Source organism: Paenibacillus baimaensis (genome assembly GCF_025567575.1).
Window position 1 is genome coordinate 202461 of the sequence record NZ_JAOQIO010000107.1, and the last position, 25506, is coordinate 227966.

A 25506-nucleotide genomic window follows, 5' to 3' on the forward strand; every position below is an offset into this window, starting at 1 on the left:
CCTCATCGTAACGGTTGATGATCCATTTGAAAATGTTCACTTTTTATCCTCTGCACCTTTTTTATGGTTTTCCCTGAATTCTCCTGGTGTTTGCCCCGTATATTTCTTGAAAATCCGGATATAGCTGTGGGTGCTGTTGTACCCAACACTCTCTGCTATCGTATTGACTTTCCGCTTCGGATCCATCAGCAGCTCCTTCGATTTTTCCATCCGGATTTGAATCAAACTGTCCATAAAATTCGTTTCGGTCGTTTCCTTGAACAGCTTGCTTAAATAAGGAACACTCAGCCCAAATTGGGAAGCTAGCAAATTAAGCGACAAATCGCTGTCCATATAATGCTGCTCCAGATACTCCTGTACCTGCTTGATGGTATCATTGGTACCTCTGCTTGAGCGCTTCTCCTCAGTGTGGACAATCAGCTGCTGCAGGAACGCAGCGATATAGCTCTTGATATCGTCAACGCTTACGCAGGACTCAATCCGGTTATAAATATTTTCTTTCGGATCGAGAAATTCCTTGACCTCCATCCCTTTATCCGAGATCACCTTGATCGATTTCATAATCAATTGGATACACATCTGCCTGATCATTTCTGGCGGTACGTTGCTGGCGATAATTTCGTCAAATATTTTCTCCACCTGCAAGCCTACCTTCACCTTATCCGTTTCCTGAATAAAGTTAACGACGGCATCACTCATACCGGAAATCCGATAATATTTGTCGTTGAGATTGTTGCCTGCAATATCGTCGATCGATATAACCGTATTATCCCCCATAATGAGCTTATATTTTAGCGCGCTTAACGCTTCCTGATAGGAAGCATGGATACCATCCAGATACAGATGAGGACGACCGATGCCAATCGTAACGGTCTGCTTGAAATGGCCTTCTACATAATCCTTCACCAGATCGGCTACCTGCAGCGCCTGAATCTGATTGCCTTGGCCATCATCCTCTTCGAAGCTCATAATGACAGCAACCCTGCCGTCCGTTAATTCCACCGATACACCCTTGCATACGCCGTCTACCAACTCCTCAGCCACATTGCTGATGGCATAGGTGAACAAATACACATCACGAGACGAGGCAATATCCTGGATACGATCCAGCTCAATAGTCATCACGACAAAATGGACAGGGCTCAGTTCAATACCAAGTGTGTCAAAATACGGCTTCATCCGGTTGTAGTTCGTCTTGTCTCCCATCAGCAAGCTCATAATCAATCGCCATTTCAAGGCTGGCAGGCTCTCATGCATCTGCTTTTGCAAGGATTCATTGTCAGAAATAACCTGCTTGAAAAATTTCTCCATATACGTCAAATCACCAGCTTGACCCAGCTTCTTCTCCGTAAATGAACGGAAAAAGCGCTCCAAGGGACGGAACGTATAATTGCTTACAGCAAATACAATCACGATCGCCAGCACAAACATGCCTACCGCGACAGCCAACAGCAAATTACGAATGATTTCCAGCGGACGGTTCATCTCCGGATTCGGAATGATACTTACATATTTCCAGCCGTTGTAGGCAGACGTCAAATAAAAGGTCGTGTAGCTCCCGTTGTCCGTATTATGAGTCACGTAGCCGCTGCCCGATAATTCACTCAGTGAAGGAGCCCACTTGATACTGCTCACATGCTGGAACAATTGCTCCTTGTTTTGTGAGGAAATAATGATTCCCTGCTCATTCATGACCAAGGTTTGCCCGACCCGCTGCTTATCCACATCCTGTATCAGATTGGAGATCGTGCTCTCCTCGATATTGACGATAATTGCCCCTTTACGAAATTGCGGCATACCGATCAACGGAAATGAACGAACCAAGGTAATCACATTTTTTTCAAGCAGCAGTCCGGTGTTAATCTCCGCGATTTTTCTCGTATCCAGCCACTGCTGGTACCCCTTCATCGACATAAAAGCATCCTTCCACTTCATGTCATAAAAATCCGCTTCATCCGAGAACATAGTTCCGGTCAGCAAGCTTTTGCTTTCCATCGAGTACAAATAGAACGAGGAAATATTACTGTTAGCAAACATCAGCGTCTTAAACCGGTCATTCAACACCCGAAAATGATTAAAGCGCAGCTCATCATTCAAATAACGGCCATTCAGAAAAAAAACAACCTCCGGCTCCTGAATAAAATTAATCGTGTTCGTATCAATTTCCCTCAGCATCATTTCAATTTTTTGTTGGGTCAGGTTCAGCAGTGCAATATTCGTGTTGCGCAGTTGTTCCTCCAAACTGCCCTTGGAGCTCAAATAGGACAGCCAGACGGTCGATGAAATGATCAATAAAAAAAACAGTCCGTAAATAACCTTGAATCTTGCAGAAATACTTCCTTGTAACAAGCGCATGCGGTCGGCTCTCCTTAGAATAAAGTGGGATTGAAATCGAATGGACAACATGTACTCACACCTACGAAATGCCTCTAGACAAATTTTACCTTGTACTAATAATAGCATTGACATTTCCTACAAACCATAGTTGGATTTTCACGTGTCCTTCAATATTTCTACTCTCACGACAATTCACGCGACACCCCATGGCTATGCTTCATTCTATTCGCTTTATATATGGTGTAGTAGGCTGCAGCCGAAAAAGCAGTTAAACCGATATCAACAGCTATAAGCAAATCATAATTGTTAAATAAATCGTAGTTAACACCACCCAAATACCCAGAGAAAACGCCACCCAGATGATGGACAAGGATCAACACGCCCGTCTGAAGTCCCATCGATTTATGGGACGTCTTCATAGCTTCCGTTGCTACAAGAATACCTCCAGGAATAGCTCCCAAATAGCTTGCGCCAAACAGCAGAGAAAACAGGATCGGCGACAATTCAAAATGCATCATTAAAAATCCAAATGCAATAATTCGAGTGAAATATAAAATCGATAAGGCTAACAATCTGTTGATACGATCAATCAGGAATGAGAAAAATAATCCTCCTGCGATTTCCAGCAAGCCAAGCAAGCTCAGTGAAGACGCAAAAACGGTCTCATGTACATGGGCAACCTGCTGAATGGCAATAAAATGCCTCTCAACCGTTCCCATATTAAAGCCGCACGTAAACAAAGCAATCATGACGACGACAAGGGTAGGATTTTTGCAATACTGAATGAAATTAGGAATCCATCTTTTTGCATTCTCCAACAGTTTGAGCTCTTTGGGAACTGTCTTATCCTGATGATGCTCGGCCTCGGCACCCTGCTCAACACGATTCGTACGGACAAAAAAGAGGATAAACACAATCGATCCCCAACCGATAACAAATAAGATCCAGTACAATTTCGTCCAGCTTAACCATTCCTCATAGTAAACAAAAATAGGGGTTAATACGGCAAGTCCCAGAGAGCTTGCACTGCTTGCAATCATTAAAGCCTTGGCACGATGATTTTTAAACCAGTCAGCTACCAGAACATAAATCGAAGATGCATTCATACCTCCCAATCCTGACAGGACGCCGAAGCCGATAAAATAACCTACCGGGGTATTTGCATATAACACGGTTAGTATGGCAATGTTGCCTATAAGTCCTGTGAGCAGCATGATCTTTTTGTATCCGTATTTATCTACCAACAAACCGCCGATAGGTGCGCATAATGCCGAAATCAATATGTTTACAGACCATGTTAAGCCAAGAAAAGCTCTTCCTACACTTAAATATTCAGAAATATCATTCTGGTAATAGGACTGGACAAACCGACCAATAGATCCAAAAAAACTGAACAACCACAGTAAAGCAATCAGCATCCACGCATAATTTTTTTCCTTCAACATGTTGGACTCCCCCTAATTGGCTTCAGTTCTTAACAGGTATTTCGAAGTAGAGCACTTTGCCTTCGGGACATAATTTGACCCATATAGACATTTTACGTCCCACAATAACAAAAAAATATTGAAGTCCGGCTGCTTATGCGTGTTTCTCTAATATGAACAATACCTTAAATTGGGAATAGTTACAATATAAAAATAAGCTGTCGGCAGCCTTTTTTTCACTTCCAGACAAAAAAAGAGAGCCGCCAACGGGGCGACTCTTCAAGTGTTTATATTAAAAAGGGGGTCTTGTTTATTATAATACACGACGAAGATGTTAAAACCATAACAAATATATTTCAGTTGTGTAACAATTTTGAAAGCGCTTATTAATCATGTTAAGTAACGAAATGAAATTCGAATGTTTTGCCATATTGAATTAGTAAATTTGAAGTATTTGATAGTAAAACAGAGTAAATCAATGATAAAACTTCTCAAATCAGTGATAATTACTATCAAAACGCTGATAAACAGTATCAATTAAAATATTTGCCAAAATTCAGACCTTGACGTATAATCCATCCATAGGTTTATTTAATCGTTAAGGAGGCGAGCTTCATGTATGACTACCATCACCTGGGCCATGTCAAAGAACAATCCAAATCCAAAAAAACATTGTGGCTTACACTTATATTAACGCTTTTTTTCACTATAGTCGAAATCATTGGAGGTCTGCTGTCCAATTCCTTAGCCCTGTTATCTGACTCTGCTCATATGATCTCTGACGTATTGGCGCTCGGACTCAGCATGATTGCGATCTATTTGGCCACACATCCACCCAATGCCAGATTTACATTTGGCTATTTGCGTTTTGAGATTGTGGCTTCTTTCCTGAATGGGCTCGCTCTGGCGATTATCTCCGTCGGGATATTTGTTGAGGGCATCACTCGCTTTATTAATCCCCAACCGATTGACTTCAAGCTGATGCTTGTGATTTCTTCCATCGGTCTGGTTGTTAATATTGTACTGACGGTCATACTGAGCCGCAGCATGAAGGAAGAGAACAACTTGAACATCCAGAGCGCGTTATGGCATTTTATCGGCGACTTACTGAGCTCGGTTGGTGTTATTGTGTCTGCCATACTTATTTATTTCACTCAGCTGCAGTGGTTTGATCCTTTAATCAGTATTTGTATCGGCGCTATTATTTTCATGGGCGGTTTGAAGATCATTAAAGCTTCTTATTTAATCCTGATGGAGTCTGTACCAACGCAATTTAATCTGGATGAAGTCCGTGCAGCGATCGGACAGGTGGAAGGGGTTGAGGACGTGCATGAGATGCATTTATGGGCGATTTCATCGGATCATTACTCTTTGACCGCTCATGTATTCATCAACGAGAACATTCAGCCATTCTGTATCATTCTGGCCATTAACGAAACCTTGAAGGAGCAGTATGGTATCACGCATTCAACGATTCAAATGGAGAATGCCAATATTCATCCTCACGGAGAGTATGGCAAGCAATTTTTACTGCATCGTGAAGAGGACAAGGAACCTTCAAACCCACTATTATAGTGGAGCTGAAGGTTCCTTTTTACCCAACAACCATTTTTACTTATCTATCGTACCAATAGCCCTTGATGCCCTTTTCCAACCGAACCAGCGCTTCCAGGTAATAATAGTCTCCCCAGATCACATGATCATCCGGCGCATTGCCGCCGCGAACGCTGTAGGAGCCATGATCCAGCAGACCCTCTGCATCCGGTTGTCCAATCGTAGCATAGCTGTTGACCAGACCTTTCATCGAACGCTGGAGTCCATCCTCAAGGAATGCGCGATCCGGATCGTCTGCTTCCAAATGCGTCAGCAATTCAAGGATACCTGCTGAGGTAATCGCCGAGGCGGAGCTGTCTCGCTTCGTATCTGCATGAATCGGAGCATCGAAGTCCCAGTATACAACATCATCCTCCGGTAAACGTTCCAGAAAGTACCTTGCCAATCGTTTGGACGTTTCCAGATATAACGGATCTTTCGTATAGTGATACGATAAGGCAAAGCCGTAAATGCCCCAGGCTTGTCCGCGAGTCCAGGTAGAGCTGTCTTTATAACCCTGATGTGTGCCGCCTCGCAAGGATTCGCCATCCTCCGGGTCAAAATAAAACGTATGGTACGAGGAATCATCGCCACGAACCAGAAAACGACGCGATTTGTCAGCATGAATAACAGCAATCTCCTTGTACTTCTCATCACCCGTTTGCTCATAAGCCCAATACAGAAGCGGTAAATTCAGCAGGCAATCGATAATGATCCGACCACCATTCTCCGGATCGCCTTCCGGTCCCCAGGCCTGGATGTATTGTCCCTTGGGTCTCCAACGTGCCAGCAGCACATCCGCTGCCTGAATCGTCAATTGCTTCGCGGCTTCATCACGTTCAATAATCCATTGCGCTTTGGAAGACAGCGAATAGAGAAAACCGATATCATGATGATCGAGCTTCGTGTTCGATTCCAGACGACTGCGGAAGCTCTCTACCGTTCTAAGAGCAGCTTCTTTAAATACAGGATCACCGGAATACTCATAGCACAACCACAAAATACCGGACCAGAATCCGTCCGTCCACTCATCGTTCGCGTTCAGCTCGTATTTCCCATTATTGCTGACATGCGGGAATAAATCGCCAAACCGATTAATATTAGCTCTCGTTTTATCCAATACATCTTCAATTGCTTTCTTCCACATGCACAATCACGCTCCTAATTCGATTAGTTTTATAGATAGGTACAACGGATGATCCAGCTTTTAACTTGAAGTCGACAGACGCGGCAGCATCGTCAACGGAATACGCAGCTCATGCTCAGTTGAATCGGGAAGCGTGGGAACCCCTTTATCCGTGTCCGGCTCCTCGCCCAATTGACGAAGCATCAGCGTAATTGCGTATTGGGCCTGCTGGCTATACGGAATATCGAGTGTTGAGATAGGCGGATAACAAGCACTGGAAACAGGATCATTATTGATTCCAAAAATTTTGTACTGTTCGGGTACCCGATAGCCTTGCTCCTGAACGGCTGACATGAAACGAAGAGCTGTGAGATCGTCAAATGCCAAAATACCGATGGGTCCCTTTCCCCCACTGATTTCCTGAGTTTGCTTCACCAGCTCTGCCATCGGTTTGCCTCCCAGGTCTACAATTCCAGATGCCACAGACGCTTTATGCAGCTCAGCCAATCCTTGCCTAAAGCCCTTTAACCGCTGCTCATTCGTTGCCTTGGATCGTATGGAGCTGAGATAGATCAGAGCTTCGCAGCCTTGCTCGACCAAATGATGGACAGCCTGCACGCATCCATCCGCAAAATTAAGATTAACGGCATGAATGGCTATATCCTGCGGCCAATCCCAGGCATTGAACAGCACGAGCGGTGTTCCGTCGCCGACAATTTGACGCGTCGTTTCGGGAGTCATTGCAAGCCCGTGACAAAATAACCCATCAACCCTGCGCTGCAATAGCACTTCCAGATGACGTTTCTCCATATCGGGATCGTAGCCACCGGCAGAGAAAACGGACATATGATAACCAAAGCGATGCGCGGTCCGCTCCATTTCTTCAGCAAAACGGCCATAATAAGCATCATAGTTCGGTATCATCAGCCCAAGCTCGAAGGATTTCCTGCGGCTCAGGTTAGCGGCCATTACGTTTCGGCGATATCCAAGCTCTTCGGCAATCTTCTCAACCTTACGAATGGTCCCCTCCGACATCGGAACCTTGCGACGGTTAAGCACATTGGATACGGTTGCAATAGAGACTCCAGCCGCTTCCGCAATATCGACAATGGTAATCTGACGATTTTTGCTCAATGAACCACCCCTACAACCTATAATTTAAACGTTTAAATAAATTGTAATCATAAAAAGCCCATTCGTCAATATGTAAGTATCGTAAAAAAGACCCCTTCATACGGATGAAGGAGTCGGTCTACGCATAATCTTTATAGTCCCAACCACTTGGCAAACAAATGTTTGGTTGTATCTTTGTTCATAGCAGCGATAGAAGTTGTGAGTGGAATTCCCTTCGGACAAGAACGCACGCAGTTCTGCGAGTTACCGCAGCCCTCAATACCGCCATCCTCCATCAAAGTATCCAGACGCTCTTCAGCATTCATCTCTCCTGTTGGATGTGCGTTAAACAAACGAACCTGGGAAATGGCAGCAGGTCCGATAAAGGACGTTTTGTCATTGACGTTCGGGCAAGATTCCAGACATACCCCACAGGTCATGCATTTGGACAGCTCATAAGCCCATTGACGTTTGGATTCAGCCATCCGTGGTCCTGGTCCGAGATCATACGTACCATCAATCGGAATCCATGCTTTTACTCTCTTGAGTGCATTGAACATCCGCTCGCGGTTAATAACCAAGTCACGAACAACTGGGAACGTACTCATCGGTGCGATCCGTACCGGCTGCTCCAGCTTATCCACCAATGCTGTACATGCTTGACGAGGCTTACCGTTGATGACCATCGAGCAAGCTCCGCATACTTCCTCCAGGCAGTTCGATTCCCAGCATACCGGTGTCGTTTTGTCACCCTTGGCATTCGTAGGATTACGCTGCACTTCCATCAAGGCACTGATGACGTTCATATTAGGACGATATGGAATTTCGAACTCCTCGGTATAAGAGCTGCTTTCCGGAGAATCCTGACGGGTTACAATGAATTTCACCTTTTTGTTAGCTGTATTCGTCTCAGCCATGATTAGTGTCCTCCCTTCTTCTTATCCGTCGAATAGTCGCGTTTACGTGGCTCGATCAAGGATACGTCAACATCTTCATATTCAATGGTTGGGCCGTTTGGAGTCCATTTGGCTTTTGTTGTTTTCAGGAAACGTTCGTCATCACGCTCGGTGAATTCCGGTTTGTAGTGAGCGCCTCGGCTCTCATCACGCATTAAAGCTCCCAATGTCATCGCATGCGATAATTCCATCATGTTCCACAATTGACGGGTAAAAGCTACACCCTGATTGTTCCAGCGCGCTGTATCGGTCATGCTGATATTTTGATAACGCTGTTTCAATTCATTGATCTTGTCCAAGGTTTCCTGCAGCTTTTTGTTGTAACGAACAACCGTCATGTTGTTGGTCATCCATTCGCCTAATTCCTTGTGAAGCACGTAGGCATTTTCGGTTCCGTCCATTTTTAACAAGCTTTCATACTTGTCCTTTTGTCTTGCCAGATCCTGATCAAACAGGCTGGTCGATATATCTTCGGTATGCTTATCCAAGCCCTTAATATATTCGATGGCCTTCGGACCTGTAATCATCCCGCCATAAATAGCAGACAACAGCGAGTTTGCACCGAGGCGATTGGCACCATGATACTGATACTCGCACTCGCCACAGGCGAATAAGCCAGGAACGTTAGTCATTTGATTGAAATCGACCCACATGCCGCCCATGGAATAATGAACCGCAGGGAAGATTTTCATCGGGATTTTACGAGGATCATCGCCCATGAATTTTTCATAAATTTCAATAATTCCACCAAGCTTAACATCCAGTTCCTTTGGATCCTTATGGGAAAGGTCAAGGTATACCATGTTTTCGCCGTTGATGCCAAGCTTGTCGTCGACGCACACTGCGAAGATTTCGCGGGTTGCAATATCACGAGGAACCAGGTTACCATAGGCTGGATATTTTTCTTCCAGGAAGTACCAAGGCTTGCCGTCTTTGTAGGTCCAAATCCGACCGCCTTCACCACGTGCAGACTCCGACATCAGGCGCAGCTTGTCATCGCCCGGAATCGCTGTAGGGTGAATCTGGATAAACTCGCCGTTCGCGTAATAAACACCTTGCTGATACACCGCACTAGCCGCTGTACCTGTATTAATAACCGAATTCGTCGATTTACCGAAAATAATACCAGGACCACCTGATGCTAGAATAACCGCATCTGCAGGGAAGGACAATACTTCCATACTGCGTAGATCCTGTGCAGTAATACCGCGGCATACGCCATCGTCATCGATAATAGCTCCCAGAAACTCATAATGCTCATACTTCGTTACGAGACCCGCAGTCTCCCAACGACGAACCTGCTCATCCAATGCATAGAGCAATTGTTGCCCAGTAGTAGCTCCGGCAAATGCCGTACGGTGGTATTGGGTTCCTCCAAAACGGCGAAAGTCCAATAAGCCCTCAGGTGTACGATTGAACATAACGCCCATACGATCCATGAGATGGATAATACCAGGTGCAGCATCACACATCGCCTTAACAGGCGGTTGATTGGCGAGGAAGTCTCCTCCGTATACGGTATCATCAAAATGCTCCCAGGTGGAATCGCCTTCGCCTTTTGTATTAACGGCGCCATTGATACCACCTTGCGCACAGACGGAATGTGAACGTTTAACAGGAACCAGTGAAAACAGGCTAACGTGAACACCTGCCTCAGCGGCTTTAATTGTGGCCATTAAACCAGCCAAACCCCCGCCAACTACGATTACTTTTGAATTAGCCATTGTTGTGTATTCCCTCCTTAACCTTTAACCGGCATCGGCAGATTTTGGAACTCAGGACTTAAAAATGCGGTCAAAGACATGATGAACATAATCGTCATCACTACAAATACGCCCATCCATACAAATGTGGAAACCTTTTGCGCCCGCGGTCCGACAGTGACTCCCCAGCTAACCAGGAATGACCACATACCGTTGCTAAAGTGGAACACCGCAGCCACAATCCCGATACAGTAAAACACAAAATTGATCGGATTCGTTGCAATATGATGCATTTGCACGCCAATCTGTTCCTGCGGCAAGCCCAGCGTAATTTGAAAACGGGTTTCAAAGAAATGCCATGCCACGAACAAGAACGTTATTACCCCTGTCACGCGCTGCATAAAAAACATTTGATTGCGGAAATATCCATAATTAGATACGTTATTCCGCGCCGTAAAAGCAACATACAAGCCGTAAATGGCATGATACAGCAGCGGAATCCAGATCCCTACAATTTCCAGTGCAAGCGTTATAGGCAGACTATGAAGAAAATCCACGCTCTCCAGAAATGCCACATGTCCGCCTTTAGAAGCGGAGTAGTTGGTGATTAGGTGCTCGACCAGGAAAAATCCGACCGGAATCACACCAAGTAATGAATGCAGCTTACGATTTAAATACGAATTTCGAAACATTAGAATGCGTTCCCCCCTTAAGTAGTAAATAGCCGTGTTCACACGATTGTCAAAACCATATTTCATTGTACCCCCGCAAGAAACAAGCGTCAACAAGTTCGCTACGCCTATTTTCCATGATTCGACAACGTTTTATGCAGTTATAGACAAATTTTGTGAAGATTACGTGACCTATACATCGTACTCCTTTAGTGCTTATAATGGAAGTGCCGATTTTTTATAATCACTTATGCGTTTTGCACATAACAGAAAGTAGGTTATTGGATGTTTGAGAATATCGATATCTTCGCCATTGTCGTCGAAATGGAAAGCTTGAATAAGGCTTCCCAAACGTTAAATATTTCACAGCCGGCCTTATCCAGAAAAATTATGCGTCTGGAGGAGGAGCTTGGAATCCAGCTGTTTCACCGCAAAGGCAAACGACTGGAGATTACCCGTGCCGGACAAATCTGCTACGAGTATGCCTTGGAGCAGCGCGCTATGGGGCGCAAGCTGCAGCGTTCTCTGGAGGTATTCAAAACGACCGATAAGCCATCCAGTATTATCATCGGGGCCAGCCTCACCACACTGCAGTCCACCTTGCCTGATCTGATTACGATTTATGCCAAGGACTACCCTCATACCGACATTAAGGCCATTACCGGAAAAACCCATGAGATCGTCCCGATGGTCAAGGAGCGCAAGGTGGACATAGGTCTGGTGGCCTCGAAGATTGAGCACCCCGGGCTGCAGTGCATTCCGCTTTTCGACGACCGTCTATGTATTGTGCTGCCGGATAATCATCCTTTTGTGGATAAAGCTGCTATACAAATCGAAGACCTGCACGAGCTTCCGATGATCCTATTTTCACGGGGCACCTGGTACCGGATTCTGATGGACGAGCTGTTCCAGCGTTATTCTTTACATCCCGATGTCAAAATGGAAATCGATTCATTCGAGGCCATCATCCGTCTGGTTTCCACATGTAAAACTGCTACCCTGCTGCCCGAGTCTTATCTTCGTCGTCATTTTCTGGAGGAAAACGAGCTGGTCGTCCGTTTCATTCCTGCTCTAGATCAAACAACAAGAACGACCTCCCTGCTGTTCACAGAGGAAGCCGTTCATCATCCATCGGCACAACGTTTTATTGAAAAGGCCAAGAGCCACTTTAACCGGAGCGATTGAGCTCCTCCGTATCTTTAGCTGTATCGGTTTCAGTGACACCCAGCTTTCGGGCCACATAGGCCGTCGTACCTGCCTGCAGCAGGATCGTGAACAACACCGCGAGGAAAGTTACCGATGCCATGACGTCCGCATACTTCACACCAAGTCCAACCACCATGCCGGATAAGGCCGCAGGAATGACTCCTGTTTCACGAACCCAGAACATGAATACAAGCTCTCTCCAGGTCCAGCGTGCCTTGCGGTCCGGCAGTGCCGAAGCCAGCACAGTTAACGGACGTGCAATGAATATGAAAACAGCGATGACCCCAAGACTCGGCCACAGGTTAGCCCAAATCACGCCAAAATTAACTTGACTGCCAAGCATAATAAAAATCAACATCCGCATGATAACGGTTATATTTTCGCTAAAATGACCCATCTCTTGATGCTTGTCCTGTAAATCCAGCTTGAATATATGCACATTACCCCAAATGAGCCCTGCTGTAAATGTAGCCATAAACCCGCTGACATGTATCGTTTCACCCAGCAAATAAGTGGTAATAGCTGTAACCACCATCGCTATGGTGGCGTAATCCCGCATCCAGCCGAGCTTGCTATGCGCCGTGATATAGACCAATATGAAACCTATTACAGCCCCAACCAGAATTCCACCAAGCGCGGTAACCAGAAACTGCATAACACTTGCGGATACGGAAATCGCCTGTCCTCCGGTGATTACAGCCAGCACGGAAAACGTCAGTATCGACCCTGTCGCATCATTGAATGCCGATTCGCTCTCAACCGTTTCTCTCAACTTGGTACGAATCCGCACCTGCTTGAACACGGGTATCAGAGTTGCCGGATCTGTCGATGAAATGATAGCCCCAAGCAGCACTGCGTACAATAAGGGCATGCCCAGCAACCAATGTGCCGTCACAGCGACAACCCCACAGGTGATCAACACACCGGGGACGCTTAGCAGTGTCAAGGTGAGCCATACTTTTCGAAGACCGGACAACCGGATATTGCGACCGCCATCAAATAATATCAAGACTGAACCCAAGGTTAATATAAACTGATTCGTAAACGAGCTGCTTGTCTCCGTTACCAGATGCAGTCCCTGGCCCACGACCATCCCTGCAATCAAAAATAAAGCGACATCCGGAAGCTTCAACCAGGCGGCTAATTTACCTGACAACATACCCATACCCAATATAAATATCAATAAGAACAATACATGGTAAACCAGCTCACTGACCTCGTTATTCAACTCAACACACTCCGAATCTGATTAACAAGGATATCCGCATGTCCATACAACCGATCACTTCACGACTTCATTCTCAAAAGATTCGATCTGCGAATTCGTGCCTATGATCACCAAAATATCCCGTTCTTCCAATAAATCATTAGCCGTAGGCGCAATAATGACGCCTTCTTTCTTATTAATAGCAACGACACTACAGCCATATTTAACTCGTAAGTTCAGATCCTTCAGCGTTCTCCCCGACATTCGCTTCGGTACTGACAGCTCAGCTATCGTATAATCCCTGGACAGCTCGATAAAATCCAATAGATTCGGTGATACTAATTGATGCGCTACACGGATTCCCATATCGCGCTCCGGGAATATGACCCGATCAACGCCGATTTTATTCAGCACCTTGCCGTGCAGCTCGGATAACGCTTTGGTGACAACCAACGGCACTCCTATATCCTTAAGCAAAATAGCCGTTAATATACTCGATTGAATATCGCTTCCAATCGCCACGATCACGCAATCAAAGTTACGTATACCAAGTGAGCGCAGCACCTCTTCATCCGTGGAGTCTGCGACGACGACATGGGTCAATACCTCGCTCATTTCATCAACGGCTTCTTCGTCCTGATCAATGCCAAGAACCTCATGTCCTAACTTGGTCAGCTCTCTGGCCAAACTTGACCCGAATCTCCCCAATCCAATTACTGCATACTGCGTGCGCTTCATCCTGCTTTTCCCCTATCCGATTGTAATTTTCCCCTCAGGGTATCTGTATAATTCTTTTTCGGTTTTTGGTCCCAGCGCATACGCCAAGGTTATTGGCCCCAAACGGCCAGCAAACATCGTCAGTGAAATCAAAATTTTACCGACTACTGTCAAATCCGTCGTTAATCCCATCGTCAGGCCTACCGTGCCAAAAGCCGAGGTGACTTCAAAGAGTATCATCAGAAATGGATGACTCTCTGTGGTGGATAATATCATGGCCACGAAAATCACAAGAAATAGTGCAATCATCGTTAACGTAATCGCCTTAAGGATACGATCCTTACCCAAGCGGTAATGGAACAATACAATGTCCTCCTTGCCGCGAATCATCGCCACAATAGCACCGATCAGCGTCATAAAGGTCGTGGTCTTGATCCCTCCGCCTGTCGAGCCTGGTGAAGCACCTATAAACATCAGAATAATCATGAAAAATTGGGAAGCCTGGCGCATAGCTCCGATATCCACCGTATTGGCCCCTGCTGTTCGCGGTGTTACCGATTGAAAGAGCGAGGCCCATATTTTCCCTGACCAGTCCAGTGATCCTAATGTTTTGGTATTGCTGAATTCAAAAGCATACATCACCACAGCACCTGTGAGGATCAACACCCCCGTTGTACTTAACACCACCTTGGAATGCAGCGACAACCGTTTTACTTTTCTATATTCGAGCAGATCCGACATGACGATAAAACCAATACCGCCCAACACAATAAGTCCCATTGAAACGATGTTGATAACCGGGTCGGCCGCATACGAGGTCAGACTGCTGAATGGGCCGCTCACCGAGCCGAACAAATCGAACCCTGCATTATTAAAAAATGAAACCGCATGCCAGATTCCGAAATAAATGCCTTTGGCTGGACCAAGATCTATGGACCAGCGGATGGAAAAAATGATCGCAGCTATCAGCTCTATCGTAAGCGAGTAGCGAATTACTTTACGAATCAGGCGCACAATGCCTTCCATACTCCCTTGGTTCATCGCTTCCTGAAGAATGAGGCGTTCCTTCAAAGAAATTCGTTTCTTCAATGCAAAGGCAAATAAGGTCGCCATCGTCATAAAGCCGAGTCCGCCAATCTGAATCAACGTGACAATAACGATTTGACCAAACATGGAGAAGTACGTACCTGTATCCACAACAACAAGCCCAGTCACACAAGTGGCAGATGTCGCTGTAAACAAGGCATTAATAAAGGATAATCGTTCCCCCGTCGCCGATGAGACTGGAAGCGTAAGCACCAGTGCTCCAATTAAAATAATCGCGGCAAAACCCAATACCAGAATTTGCGGAGGCGTTAATTGGATTTGTTTCAACGTTAATTTCATTTCTCACCTCACAAATATTTGAAAAACAGCAAAAAAAAGACACCGGAAACCCAATGTCAACTAAACAGGTTCCTGCGATAAAGCCTACGAGGTTAGCTGACGGATTCGGGTTTACAGGTACCCTATCAATTCCACTCTCATGAATGGAATCGAATTCACCCCTTACTACTACAAATGGTTCCCCCGTTTTCGGAAAGAAATTCGGCTTCTGTATTCAATTGATATGAATTATAAGGCTATTCTTCCATAAGTACAAAGTCGTAATAACTCGAAAAGCAGGGATATTCCGATTCTTATTATAGCTGGCAGGCATCAAACTGAGGATTCGCTTTGGTTTTCAACGTTTATCCCCGTTATGCTTGGTAATGCATTGGATTTGATCAGACATGTATGCTAAGTTTATGGAATACAATAATCAAGCCTTCCCATTTCTTCATTCCAAGGAGACTAATATGATCAATCGTTCATTGGATAGACCACTTCAGCTGCTGGCAGTTGTCGGTATTATCCTTTATTTTACCGTCATTCTCATATCCTCGTATTTGTCTGGGCCTCCTCCATCCAATGAAGAAGCAGATGGACTACCAACTATTACCCAGCAGGCAGCCGCTGACACGGCAGTCGTATTTGCCAGGCAGCATTTCGCATTATCAGACAATCATAAAACGAGCACGTTATACCAAACTCATTCCGAACGAAGCGGGTACTTGCAAAAGGAGCACTTATTCAATTCTTATACGGAGCGATATACCCAGCTACCGCTGGACTACTACGAGGTTGAAATTAACGACCTTGCCAGCTCTAAAACTTATTACATCGATATCAATTACTCGAATCAGAAGGTGCTTGGCTGGAAAACATATGTGTCGCCATCGTCCAAAGCAGATACGGTATCTGCGTCAGGAGTGGACCCTCAGCTGTTAGCCGAGCAGACGATCAAGGAACAGGGTTACTCGCCAACCAATTTCACTTTGCTGGACACCGTTCCCGACCTGAACAAAAAAAATAATGCTGCCACCCCATCGGGACGTGTGCTTGTTTATGAGAGCAGAATCGATCTGATCGGACAGGCAAAACTACAGCTTACACTCAACGTCTCGAAGGGTCAGGTCGTTTCCTTCCAGCCAGATTTCAAGATCCCGGCTGCGTTTGGGGAATGGAAGGAGATACAAAATAGCAGTGCCTCCCTGATGACCAACATCAGTATGGGTGTATCGTTAATTATGGCAGCAGCAGCTCTGTTCATCATCATACGTTATCGGCGTCAAATCACATTTCGCCGCGGCCTGTGGCTGACCTTGATTTTTCTAATTATTTACATTGGAAACAACTTCAATATGCTGCCGGCTTTCCGAACCTCACATACGGCGGGTCCATCCCAGTTCGAAGCGCTCTTTTACTTGTGGTTTCTCAATATTATTATTGCGATGATGGCTGTTAGCGTCTACCTCTCCGTCCTTGCCGGCAGACAGATGTGGTCCCGTTACAGCTGGAATCCGCTGCCGGAATGGCAGGACCCCGCTTTTGGGAGCCAGGTATGGGTGGCCATGACTCGCGGCTACCTGCTCTGTTTCTTTATTCTCGGCGTCCAGCAAGTGCTGTTCTTTATAGCGGAGCGTGCTTTTGACGTATGGTCGGTGAATGATGCAGCAGATTCTGTGCTGAACATGACGTTCCCTGCACTATTTCCGCTCATGGCCTGGGCAGCGGCTATCTCCGAAGAAACCGTATACCGACTGTTCGGCATTGCCTTCTTTCTGAAAATTGTCCGCATTCGGTTTCTGGCTGTACTGCTCCCGAGCATCATCTGGGCGATGAGCCATACCCAATATCCGATTTATCCGGTCTATACACGACTTGTTGAGGTTACCATTATCGGTGTCATTTTTGGATATGCCTTTCTTAAATACGGGTTTATGACTGTACTGTTTGCCCACGCCTCGATGGATAGTATTTTGATGGGACTCTCCTTGTATGGTCTCGGGGATTGGATGCATATCGTGGTCGGCAGTTTTTATCTGATATTCCCAGGTCTTGTCGGCTGGGTGCTGTATCGACTGCATGGCAACAAAAAAAGACGGGCACTATCTATGCCTCGTCTTGATCCTGATTAAGTGATTGTAATATTTGTGTGGCCAGCTTTTCCCCGATACCCAGAAGCCGGAAATCTTCAATACTGGCTTCTTTTATTTTTTTCATGGAGCCAAAATGCTTCAACATCGCCTTACGCCGCTTCTCACCAATTCCCGGAATCGAATCCAGCTGGGAGACGATCATCGATTTGGCGCGCGTTTCGCGGTGGAACGTAATAGCAAAGCGATGGACCTCGTCCTGAATACGCTGGAGCAGGTAAAACTCCTGACTATCACGCGGCAGTGGAACGATTTCTGCTGGGTCTCCCATAATCAGCTGTGCGGTTTTGTGACGGTCATCCTTGGCGAGTCCACAAACCGGAATATAAAGACCCAGTTCATTTTCCAGTACATCGATAGCCGCGGAGATTTGCCCTTTTCCTCCATCGATGACGACCAGATCCGGTAATGGCAAGCCTTCCTTCAAAACACGCTCATAACGACGTCTTATGACCTCACGCATCGTACCGTAATCATCAGGACCTATGACTGTCCGGATTTTGTACTTACGGTATTCCTTGCGATCCGGCTTGCCATCCGTAAATACAACCATTGCCGAAACCGGGTCAGAGCCTTGAATATTCGAGTTATCGAATGCCTCAATACGGCGAATGACGCCAGTCCCGAGCCAATCTCCGAGATTCTCGACAGCCATTACCGTACGCTGCTCATCGCGGGCAATTAACCGGAACTTCTCATCCAGACTAACACGGGCATTATCACCGGCCATCGCAACCATATTTTTCTTCGAGCCTCTGCGTGGATAATGCACCTTTACCTTGAGCCAGCTCTCCAGCGCTTCCTTGACATCCTTCTTGGCTACCTCGATCTCGGGTCCTGCCTCCGATTCTTCGGTCTCCGCTTGTTCAGAGCTCGACTCCGGACTTAGATCAGACTGAGAGCTAGTAGTCTCAGCTGGTTCCGTCTTAGCCGTCAACGCAGCCGTAGGCAGCACCGTTACAGCCTCCAGCGGCAAAAATATTTCCTTCGGAAGTGCCGGATTCTCACTGTAGTACTGCGTAATAAAGGTTACAAAATCATCATATTCATCACCATAATAAGGAAACATCGAAGCATGCCGTTCAATCAGCTTGCCCTGACGCATATATAATATTTGGACGCACATCCAGCCTTTATCTACCGCATAGCCGAATATGTCGCGATCCATCGCATCTGTTGTCGTAATATTTTGTTTTTGCATGACCTGATCAATATGAAGTACATGATCACGCAGCTCCTTGGCCCGTTCAAAATTCAGCTCCTCGGACGCTTCCTGCATCTTGCGCGTCAAATCCTTCTTGATCTCATCATGACCGCCGTTTAGAAAACGCGAAATTTCCTGTACCATCTGCTCATACGTTTCTTGATCTACCTCGTACTCACAGGGAGCTATGCATTGACCCAGATGATAGTACAGACAAACCCGGTCCGGCAGTTTTTTGCATTTGCGCAGTGGATACAGCCGATCCAACAGCTTCTTCGTCTGTTGAGCGGCGAACGCATTCGGATACGGGCCAAAATATTTTCCTTTATCCTTCAGCACGCGGCGAGTAACCTCCAGCCGCGGATGGGTTTCATGCGTTATTTTGATATAGGGAAAGGACTTGTCGTCCTTCAATAGTACATTATAACGAGGATGATGCTTCTTGATCAGGTTGCATTCCAGAATTAACGCCTCGACATTACTAGCCGTGACGATATATTCAAAGTCGGCAATTTCATTAACAAGCGCATAGGTTTTGGCATTATGACTTCCGGTAAAATACGAGCGTACCCGATTGCGCAGCACCTTCGCTTTGCCGATATAGATGATCGTGCCTTCCTTGTTTTTCATCAGATAGCAGCCTGGCTTCTCTGGCAGCAGCGCCAGCTTACTGCGAATTTGCTCTGCCCTCTGCTTACGTTCCTGCTCCTCTTCATGTGTAGACATCACATTTCCACTCCTTTAAGCACGAAAAAAGCTCTTTTCCAGCATAGCAGAAAAAGAGCTTTTACTCCATGAGTTTTGCATAGCAAAACTGACTTGGCACATTACTGATGCTTCGATACAACGTTCTTCAAAGCATCCTTCGATTGAAAGCCTACCACTTTATCAACAGGTTGGCCATCTTTGAAAACGATAAGAGTCGGGATGCTCATTACGCCAAAACGGGAAGCTGATTCCGGATTGTCATCCACATTAACCTTAGCAATTTTCAAGCTTCCAAGATCTTTATCCAGCTCTTCCAAAACAGGAGCGATCATTTTACAAGGTCCACACCATGGAGCCCAAAAATCAACCAAAACCGTGCCAGATCCTTCAACTTCATTCTTAAAGGATTGATCTGTAACATTTACGATAGCCATAAAAAGTTCTCCTTTATCCGATAAAATAGGTTGTCAACATGTAAAGTATACCACAATAGACCCTATTTTCAACCGCAAACCCGCTTGGCTAACTGTTTCCAGTGCATTCCGCCTTCATCTTGTCACAATCAATAAATGTGGCGTACAATTTTCACTTCCCCATGCTTTACATTTATCTGTGAAGTTGGGTATACTGAATATAATTCTTCAACCATCGGTTTTACTCAATCCAAGGAGGAATTATGGCTATGAACGATGTAAATCACCCCGAGCTTCATATTAACGAAGAGCCGAGTAATGATTTTCTGGACACGGCGATTGGTTTCGGTGCATTTTTCGCCTTTTTGCTGCTCATGGGCGTTGCCGCAACAGTTATTACGCTGCTAATGAAGTAGGCGTCGAGCTTGTTTCAAGCCGATGATACGTCAGTAAAGTCTGTTCCTTCAGGGAGCAGGCTTTTTTTGTGTCGATACCACTAGAAAAAGCCCGCTCTCCTACAGAGACGGACTTTGACAGTTCCTATTATTGCAGTTTACTTGCCACGCTTATTGTAGCCGTTCACCATAATGACCTCAACAAAAGGACGAATTCGGTCCATAATTCTTCTTCCTTTGAACTCTTCATCGCCATCCTTGCTGGTGAAGCTAAAATGCTGCTCCAATGCATCCAAATCATGATTTGACGTGAAAAAGGTTGGCTTGCGGTTCATTCGGTAATTCAGTATTGCACCCATTACATGATCGCGCAGCCATGGGTTTAAATTCTCCGCTCCCATATCGTCGAATACGAGCAAGTCCGTATCTTTGAGCGCATCGATGGTTTCCTTCAGCTTCTGCGGATCCTGGAACATCGCCTTTAAATCTTCGGCAAAATCGGGCATGTACACAATGGCACCGGAGTAGCCGCTCTTCGCCAGCTCGTGAAGCAGATAACACATCAGGAAGGTTTTGCCGGTGCCGAGGCTTCCAGCCAAATAGAGACCCGAGCTTTGCAAGCCTTCATCACGGGTTTTCATAATGTAACGAATAAGACTATCCACAGCTTCCTCACGCGCAGGGTCCTTATCGAAAATTTCCATCGACGAGTAGCCCTGTGACAGTGCCCGCTCATCCACATAAAAGCTGCGGATCCGGCTGCGGATAGCCTCCTGATTTTGTCTCGCGATCTGCTTCTTACAGGCTACCTTGGTATCATACAAATGAGCTTTGCCGGCTTCCGTCTCGACCGATAGCAGCGTATAATGTCCTTCAAAATCATTCGGACACAAATCCAGACCCGGACAGTTGGAGCAGTTCCGATGCTCGCTCACATATTGATACAGCCGATTCATGTTGATTTTCATTGTATATTCATCAAGCGTCGGATATTTGGCACGCAGCTTCACCACTAATGGATCAGCCAATATTTGTCTCACCTTTTCCTCGGCCTGCTGACGAAATTTGGAGTTGGGCAGCGACTTTAACGCATCCGCGAGCGATTCCATAGGTTCTTACACTCCTTCCCGTTATTAAATGTTTAAAGAAGTCCTACCTAATTACTAGACTTTACCATCAAGCATTTGCGCTCTTCTACGCATAGCTTCACGCTCTTCTGCACTCCGTGAGGCCGCTGCTGTGCTTGGCTTGTCCTCCACCGTAGGAAGCAGCGGTTTCTGTCTCACTCCACCACGTGCTGTACCCGTACTACGTCCGCCCGCAGCTCCACCTGTACCAGTTCGGCTGCCTGTGCGAGGGGCCGTCTTGCTCTCCTGATACTTGGACTGCTCGCGTATATATTGCACAGCCTGCTCGAAAGAGTTCACCTGCTTGGCCAGCATATCCGTAACGCTGAACTCTATCGATGCCTTGGACCATGAGCGTTTGTTCATATATAAGTAATGGATCATGACATTGATAACTTCCTCTTTCAAGCCATAATTCAAATCGACCTTCGCCAGTGTATCCAGCAGTCCGTCTGGTACGGTGCCTTTGGAAAAGATTTTCTCCAATAAAAAGATATAGGGCTCATTCCGTAAAATATAGTTGTACTGATGCTGATTGCATTCGCCCTGGAAAATATCCGGTACCTGCAAATAAAACTCCATTTCAACTGTCTTGTCACTAGCGATGTCTGCACCGTTCTCCTGATTAGATGACGCTGCTCCACGTGTCTGTTGATCGACCTTAGCCAAATAACGCCCGCGTTCCTCACCACGCTTCTTATCCTGTCGAAAGACCATGTTCGCCTTGTGCTGCAGCAGTTCAAGCATCAACTCGCCCTGCGGATCAAACACACCATCCTCGTCCAGCAGTCGGCAAATGTCCGTTAGATACAAGCCGTACTTCTTGGCAACATAATTAATTTGTCCCATCTGCTCCGGCTCGTACTTCAATTGCTCCACGAACACACGATTGCCCGATTCCCGCGGAAAATGCATAATGATATCCGAATACTGAAAGCCTTTATTTGCACTCTCAGGCTTGGTTTCCGAAGGTTTGGACACTGCCGTTTCAAAAAATGCCTGCTCCATTTCCAGATCAATGACCTGCGAATTCAAATGAAACAGCTCGTAGAAAGGAACCGACAAATTTTCCTCATTGGCACCCTTCAGCTCGTCTGATTCCGGCAGCACCAGCTCATCACGCAGCGAATAGATCATATATTTGCCAACCTTGTCCCTGAGCAGCAGGGTCAAATGCTGGTTTTTAAAAAATTCATTCGGTGACAATGGGGCTGACAGCGTGTAGACATACACATAATCATCCGAAACTTCGGCGAACTTCCGCGTCGTTTTCAGTAGTCCCACAGCCTCCAGCTTTGCTGTCTGTTCAATAAAATATTTGCGTCCACGCTCCCCCGTCTCCAACTCCAGCGATAAGAACAGCCTACGCTGCTGCTCGGTAGCCGAGTATCCAACCTTATCGATTGGTAGCTGCAGAAACAGCGTATGATACAGGCTGACGGCATACGCTCCGATCATAGGCTGATAGATTGTAGAGAGCATTTTCATATCCAAACCACTTAATGAAAAATCACGCGCCACATAAAAACGGTGATATTCCGAGAAATGATGCATATTCGTAATTCGCATTAACTCAAATCCCATCCATGAATTGTTACTAGTCTAGTAAACTACATTTTAACATAGATTTCGACAGGATGTTATCGCCTGATTTCAATCCGTCTTTCCCCACTTGACCGCCCACTTGTCCATCTCCTTCAGTGCGGTCTGAAAATCCGCCCCTTTTTCTGTCAATGAATATTCTACCGCGACGGGTACAGAAGGAAATACAACACGTAAAACAATCCCATTTTTCTCCAGGTGCCGCAGCACATCGGTTAAAGATTGTGTCTTGATAATCGCTAAGTCCCTATGCAGCTGCTTGAAGCGCTTAGGCCCTTTGGACAGCTCGGCGATCACCAGAAAAGCCCATTTGGCCCCGAGTATTTGCAGCACAGAACAAATGCTGGTGAATTCCTGCTTCTCTTCATCCACTATTTCCAAACCATATCACCTACTTACTTAAAATTAGTAAGTCCATTTATTTGGATAATGTCCAAATAGTTTGCCTTCTTACATTTATATTGTAACCTCATTATAATTCAATCAAATGATCTCGCAAAGGCCTAATAACGAACATCCATAAGCTGGTTATAGGTGATCAGACGGTACTGCGAGTTACAGAAAGGATTGAATGTAATGAATCGACTCCCTATTTATCTGCTAGCTCTTGGAGTGTTCTTCACCGCAACCTCCGAACTGGTCGTCTCTGGAATCTTACAGGTCATTGCCGATGATTTGAGTATTTCCATCTCTCTTGCCGGACAATTGATTACAGCTTATTCGCTATCGTTTGCGATTGGAACTCCCATCCTGATTTCACTCACTGCCCGTATGGGACGCAGACAAGTGTTGGTGGGCTCACTCACCGTATTTATCCTCGGTTGTCTGATATCCTTTGCAAGTGGACATATCGCGATGCTGATGATATCCCGAATCATACTTGGAGTCAGCTCAGGTGTTTACCTTGTCACTGCATTAAGTACCGCTGCGAGGATTGTTCCCCCCGAGAAGCTGGGCAGCGCAATCGGTACGATCATTCTCGGTTTTAGCAGCGCGATGATCCTTGGTGTCCCAATAGGGATAGCTATTACCAACTGGCTGAGCTGGCAGGCGATTTTTATTGTATTAGCGTTATTCAGTGTATGGATTACATTCGTGATATACCGCCTTCTTCCCAATATCGAAGGGGATGCTCCTGTTCCGTTCCAGCAGCAATTCAAAGTGCTGGGCAGTATGGTCATCGTGAGTGGTTTGTTGTTCACCTTTTTTAGAGAATCCGGGAATTCCATCCTGTTCACTTACTTAACTCCATTTATTCAGGACATTTATCATGTGAAATTTACCAGTATCAGCATCATTATGCTTGTGTTTGGTCTGTTTGGCGCATTCGGCTCCCGTTTTGGAGGGTATGGCGTTGACAGGTGGGGGGCGGCTCGTATGGTAACTTTGAGTGTGGTCATTCATGTGGCTGTACTGGCTCTGCTTCCGCTTTTTGCCGATTCGCTTATGATAGGGTTAGTGCTGCTCACCGTCATGGTGGTGTCTATGTTCATGCCCGGTCCGGCTATCCAAACGTATTTTATTCAACAAGCGCCTCAGTCGTCAGGTCTCGTTCTCAGTATAAATACATCGATTGTTCATTTGGGATTAGCGGCGGGTGCTGGAGCAGGTGGGGTGTTGATCAGCACGTCTTCAACAGTCCTTTACAATCCATGGCTGGCTAGCTCTATTGTAACACTTGGGCTGGTTGCTGTACTCATCAGTTTTTGGTCAGGAAAACAACGATCGATTAAGCTTAGAGGGAAAACAGCAAAGCTGTGATTGCGCTTTCTTCTATTAGAATATGCGACATGATCAGGTCAGACGCACTCCGTATTGAAAAAGCTCCCGTAAGCTTTGTCGTAACAAACCCTTCGGGAGCTTTCCTTTTCAGTCTGTAATAATTTCCTTGACTCTGCCCACTGTTCCATCCACGAGCCGGACCTTGATCCCATGCGGGTGGTTTGGTGAATTTGTCAGAATATCCTTGACCACACCTGCGGTCAGCTTGCCACTCCTCTGGTCTTGCTTTTGAACTACCTGTACCTTGCGTCCTGGCACTACATCAATTCGTTGCTGGCCATTCATTATAGCTCACACCTGCTTTCCTCTTACGCTGCACGTTGGACTTTATGTACAGGTCGCTAAAACATTTGATAACCTTTATCACGTAAAGCCTTAATGGTCCAGCCGCTGAGTGCCGCTCCCAATAATCCGCCGACAGCCGGCACATAATCCACAAATGAATACTCCGAAATATTGGATGCGAGAGAGCCTGTCCCCCAACCCCAATAAATGATTAATCCGATAACCAGCACAATATAACCATAAATCGGAAACCATGTCGTTTTCATCAGCATGTTCAATATAAAACCGAGACCGAAGAACAACACAAGCAACAGCACGGTAACAATCATCAGTTGCAGCACAATCCCCAACTCCTTCAATCGAATGCATCACTATATATTCTATAGAAATTTTAGCTCCGGGTAAAGTGAACGCTTCAT

General features: G+C 45.9%; 22 protein-coding genes and 1 riboswitch. Of the genes, 5 read left to right on the top strand and 17 right to left on the bottom strand.

Features of this window, described 5'->3' with window-relative positions; all coding sequences use genetic code 11:
- Positions 1-36: 36 nt before the first annotated feature.
- Positions 37-2355 (bottom strand): helix-turn-helix domain-containing protein, encoded by a 2319-nt coding sequence (locus tag OB236_RS31720; protein WP_262687582.1) that lies wholly within the window; start codon positions 2353-2355, stop codon positions 37-39.
- Positions 2356-2519: 164 nt separating this feature from the next.
- Positions 2520-3782 carry an MFS transporter gene (locus OB236_RS31725; protein WP_262687583.1) on the bottom strand — a complete coding sequence of 421 codons (1263 nt, stop codon included), beginning with the start codon at positions 3780-3782 and terminating at the stop codon, positions 2520-2522.
- A 594-nt stretch (positions 3783-4376) separates the two neighbouring features.
- Here OB236_RS31725 and OB236_RS31730 point away from each other — a divergent pair.
- The gene (locus OB236_RS31730; protein WP_262687584.1) at positions 4377-5336 is read left to right on the top strand and encodes a cation diffusion facilitator family transporter; all 960 of its coding nucleotides are present in this window, start codon (positions 4377-4379) and stop codon (positions 5334-5336) included.
- A 40-nt stretch (positions 5337-5376) separates the two neighbouring features.
- On the opposite strand, the gene OB236_RS31735 is transcribed toward OB236_RS31730, so the two are convergent.
- The 5 genes from OB236_RS31735 to OB236_RS31755 all read right to left on the bottom strand — a co-directional run bounded on the left by OB236_RS31735 (position 5377) and on the right by OB236_RS31755 (position 10944).
- Positions 5377-6501, bottom strand: a complete 1125-nt coding sequence (locus OB236_RS31735; RefSeq protein ID WP_262687585.1) for a glycoside hydrolase family 88 protein — start codon at positions 6499-6501, stop codon at positions 5377-5379.
- A gap of 60 nt (positions 6502-6561) precedes the next feature.
- Positions 6562-7614, bottom strand: coding sequence for a LacI family DNA-binding transcriptional regulator (locus OB236_RS31740; RefSeq protein WP_262687586.1), 1053 nt, complete (start codon positions 7612-7614; stop codon positions 6562-6564).
- A 131-nt stretch (positions 7615-7745) separates the two neighbouring features.
- The gene (gene sdhB / locus OB236_RS31745; RefSeq protein WP_262687587.1) at positions 7746-8510 is read right to left on the bottom strand and encodes a succinate dehydrogenase iron-sulfur subunit; all 765 of its coding nucleotides are present in this window, start codon (positions 8508-8510) and stop codon (positions 7746-7748) included.
- 2 nt (positions 8511-8512) lie between these two features.
- Positions 8513-10273 carry a succinate dehydrogenase flavoprotein subunit gene (gene sdhA, locus OB236_RS31750; protein ID WP_076232340.1) on the bottom strand — a complete coding sequence of 587 codons (1761 nt, stop codon included), beginning with the start codon at positions 10271-10273 and terminating at the stop codon, positions 8513-8515.
- Positions 10274-10290: 17 nt separating this feature from the next.
- The gene (locus OB236_RS31755; RefSeq protein ID WP_262687588.1) at positions 10291-10944 is read right to left on the bottom strand and encodes a succinate dehydrogenase cytochrome b558 subunit; all 654 of its coding nucleotides are present in this window, start codon (positions 10942-10944) and stop codon (positions 10291-10293) included.
- A gap of 264 nt (positions 10945-11208) precedes the next feature.
- Here OB236_RS31755 and OB236_RS31760 point away from each other — a divergent pair, with 264 nt between their 5' ends.
- On the top strand, positions 11209-12108 hold the full coding sequence (locus OB236_RS31760; protein ID WP_262687589.1) for a LysR family transcriptional regulator: 900 nt from the start codon (positions 11209-11211) through the stop codon (positions 12106-12108).
- Here the strand turns inward: OB236_RS31760 and OB236_RS31765 are convergent.
- From OB236_RS31765 to OB236_RS31775, 3 genes are read right to left on the bottom strand one after another with little or no spacing between them, the layout of a single operon-like run.
- The gene (locus OB236_RS31765; RefSeq protein WP_262687590.1) at positions 12092-13357 is read right to left on the bottom strand and encodes a cation:proton antiporter; all 1266 of its coding nucleotides are present in this window, start codon (positions 13355-13357) and stop codon (positions 12092-12094) included. The genes OB236_RS31760 and OB236_RS31765 overlap by 17 nt on opposite strands.
- Before the next feature lie 54 nt (positions 13358-13411).
- Positions 13412-14074, bottom strand: coding sequence for a potassium channel family protein (locus tag OB236_RS31770; protein ID WP_076232347.1), 663 nt, complete (start codon positions 14072-14074; stop codon positions 13412-13414).
- 12 nt (positions 14075-14086) lie between these two features.
- Positions 14087-15439 carry a TrkH family potassium uptake protein gene (locus tag OB236_RS31775; RefSeq protein ID WP_076232349.1) on the bottom strand — a complete coding sequence of 451 codons (1353 nt, stop codon included), beginning with the start codon at positions 15437-15439 and terminating at the stop codon, positions 14087-14089.
- 66 nt (positions 15440-15505) lie between these two features.
- Positions 15506-15656: riboswitch (cyclic di-AMP (ydaO/yuaA leader) on the bottom strand.
- A gap of 235 nt (positions 15657-15891) precedes the next feature.
- Here OB236_RS31775 and OB236_RS31780 point away from each other — a divergent pair.
- On the top strand, positions 15892-17553 hold the full coding sequence (locus OB236_RS31780) for a CPBP family intramembrane glutamic endopeptidase (protein WP_262687591.1): 1662 nt from the start codon (positions 15892-15894) through the stop codon (positions 17551-17553).
- Here OB236_RS31780 and uvrC read toward each other — a convergent pair.
- Both uvrC and trxA read right to left on the bottom strand, forming a co-directional pair.
- Complete coding sequence (gene uvrC / locus OB236_RS31785) at positions 17528-19501, bottom strand: excinuclease ABC subunit UvrC (protein WP_262687592.1); 1974 nt, start codon at positions 19499-19501, stop codon at positions 17528-17530. The genes OB236_RS31780 and uvrC overlap by 26 nt on opposite strands.
- 101 nt (positions 19502-19602) lie before the next feature.
- Complete coding sequence (gene trxA, locus OB236_RS31790) at positions 19603-19917, bottom strand: thioredoxin (protein WP_262687593.1); 315 nt, start codon at positions 19915-19917, stop codon at positions 19603-19605.
- 248 nt (positions 19918-20165) lie between these two features.
- On the opposite strand from trxA, the gene OB236_RS31795 reads away from it, so the two are divergent.
- Positions 20166-20312, top strand: coding sequence for a YqzM family protein (locus tag OB236_RS31795; RefSeq protein ID WP_144026482.1), 147 nt, complete (start codon positions 20166-20168; stop codon positions 20310-20312).
- Positions 20313-20449: 137 nt separating this feature from the next.
- Here the strand turns inward: OB236_RS31795 and dnaI are convergent, their stop codons facing one another.
- The 3 genes from dnaI to OB236_RS31810 all read right to left on the bottom strand — a co-directional run bounded on the left by dnaI (position 20450) and on the right by OB236_RS31810 (position 23401).
- The gene (dnaI, locus tag OB236_RS31800; RefSeq protein ID WP_262687594.1) at positions 20450-21400 is read right to left on the bottom strand and encodes a primosomal protein DnaI; all 951 of its coding nucleotides are present in this window, start codon (positions 21398-21400) and stop codon (positions 20450-20452) included.
- Positions 21401-21454: 54 nt separating this feature from the next.
- A complete protein-coding gene (locus OB236_RS31805; protein ID WP_076232358.1) occupies positions 21455-22987 on the bottom strand; it encodes a replication initiation and membrane attachment family protein in 1533 nt (510 codons plus the stop codon).
- 84 nt (positions 22988-23071) lie between these two features.
- Positions 23072-23401 (bottom strand): winged helix-turn-helix transcriptional regulator, encoded by a 330-nt coding sequence (locus OB236_RS31810; RefSeq protein WP_262687595.1) that lies wholly within the window; start codon positions 23399-23401, stop codon positions 23072-23074.
- Positions 23402-23596: 195 nt separating this feature from the next.
- Here OB236_RS31810 and OB236_RS31815 point away from each other — a divergent pair, with 195 nt between their 5' ends.
- Positions 23597-24781 carry an MFS transporter gene (locus OB236_RS31815; protein ID WP_262687596.1) on the top strand — a complete coding sequence of 395 codons (1185 nt, stop codon included), beginning with the start codon at positions 23597-23599 and terminating at the stop codon, positions 24779-24781.
- A gap of 108 nt (positions 24782-24889) precedes the next feature.
- Here OB236_RS31815 and OB236_RS31820 read toward each other — a convergent pair whose 3' ends face one another.
- Both OB236_RS31820 and OB236_RS31825 read right to left on the bottom strand, forming a co-directional pair.
- Entirely contained in the window at positions 24890-25087 is a 198-nt protein-coding gene (locus tag OB236_RS31820) for a YwbE family protein (RefSeq protein ID WP_262687597.1), read from the bottom strand.
- A 56-nt stretch (positions 25088-25143) separates the two neighbouring features.
- Complete coding sequence (locus OB236_RS31825; RefSeq protein ID WP_262687598.1) at positions 25144-25428, bottom strand: YuiB family protein; 285 nt, start codon at positions 25426-25428, stop codon at positions 25144-25146.
- Positions 25429-25506 lie beyond the last annotated feature (78 nt).

Coding starts and splice junctions, on each gene's coding strand:
- OB236_RS31720 (WP_262687582.1), bottom strand. CDS start 2,355: ATGCGCTTGTTACAAGGAAGTATTTCTGCAAGATTCAAGGTTATTTAC.
- OB236_RS31725 (WP_262687583.1), bottom strand. CDS start 3,782: ATGTTGAAGGAAAAAAATTATGCGTGGATGCTGATTGCTTTACTGTGG.
- OB236_RS31730 (WP_262687584.1), top strand. CDS start 4,377: ATGTATGACTACCATCACCTGGGCCATGTCAAAGAACAATCCAAATCC.
- OB236_RS31735 (WP_262687585.1), bottom strand. CDS start 6,501: ATGTGGAAGAAAGCAATTGAAGATGTATTGGATAAAACGAGAGCTAAT.
- sdhB (WP_262687587.1), bottom strand. CDS start 8,510: ATGGCTGAGACGAATACAGCTAACAAAAAGGTGAAATTCATTGTAACC.
- sdhA (WP_076232340.1), bottom strand. CDS start 10,273: ATGGCTAATTCAAAAGTAATCGTAGTTGGCGGGGGTTTGGCTGGTTTA.
- OB236_RS31755 (WP_262687588.1), bottom strand. CDS start 10,944: ATGTTTCGAAATTCGTATTTAAATCGTAAGCTGCATTCATTACTTGGT.
- OB236_RS31760 (WP_262687589.1), top strand. CDS start 11,209: ATGTTTGAGAATATCGATATCTTCGCCATTGTCGTCGAAATGGAAAGC.
- OB236_RS31770 (WP_076232347.1), bottom strand. CDS start 14,074: ATGAAGCGCACGCAGTATGCAGTAATTGGATTGGGGAGATTCGGGTCA.
- OB236_RS31775 (WP_076232349.1), bottom strand. CDS start 15,439: ATGAAATTAACGTTGAAACAAATCCAATTAACGCCTCCGCAAATTCTG.
- OB236_RS31780 (WP_262687591.1), top strand. CDS start 15,892: ATGATCAATCGTTCATTGGATAGACCACTTCAGCTGCTGGCAGTTGTC.
- uvrC (WP_262687592.1), bottom strand. CDS start 19,501: ATGTCTACACATGAAGAGGAGCAGGAACGTAAGCAGAGGGCAGAGCAA.
- trxA (WP_262687593.1), bottom strand. CDS start 19,917: ATGGCTATCGTAAATGTTACAGATCAATCCTTTAAGAATGAAGTTGAA.
- OB236_RS31795 (WP_144026482.1), top strand. CDS start 20,166: ATGAACGATGTAAATCACCCCGAGCTTCATATTAACGAAGAGCCGAGT.
- dnaI (WP_262687594.1), bottom strand. CDS start 21,400: ATGGAATCGCTCGCGGATGCGTTAAAGTCGCTGCCCAACTCCAAATTT.
- OB236_RS31805 (WP_076232358.1), bottom strand. CDS start 22,987: ATGCGAATTACGAATATGCATCATTTCTCGGAATATCACCGTTTTTAT.
- OB236_RS31815 (WP_262687596.1), top strand. CDS start 23,597: ATGAATCGACTCCCTATTTATCTGCTAGCTCTTGGAGTGTTCTTCACC.
- OB236_RS31820 (WP_262687597.1), bottom strand. CDS start 25,087: ATGAATGGCCAGCAACGAATTGATGTAGTGCCAGGACGCAAGGTACAG.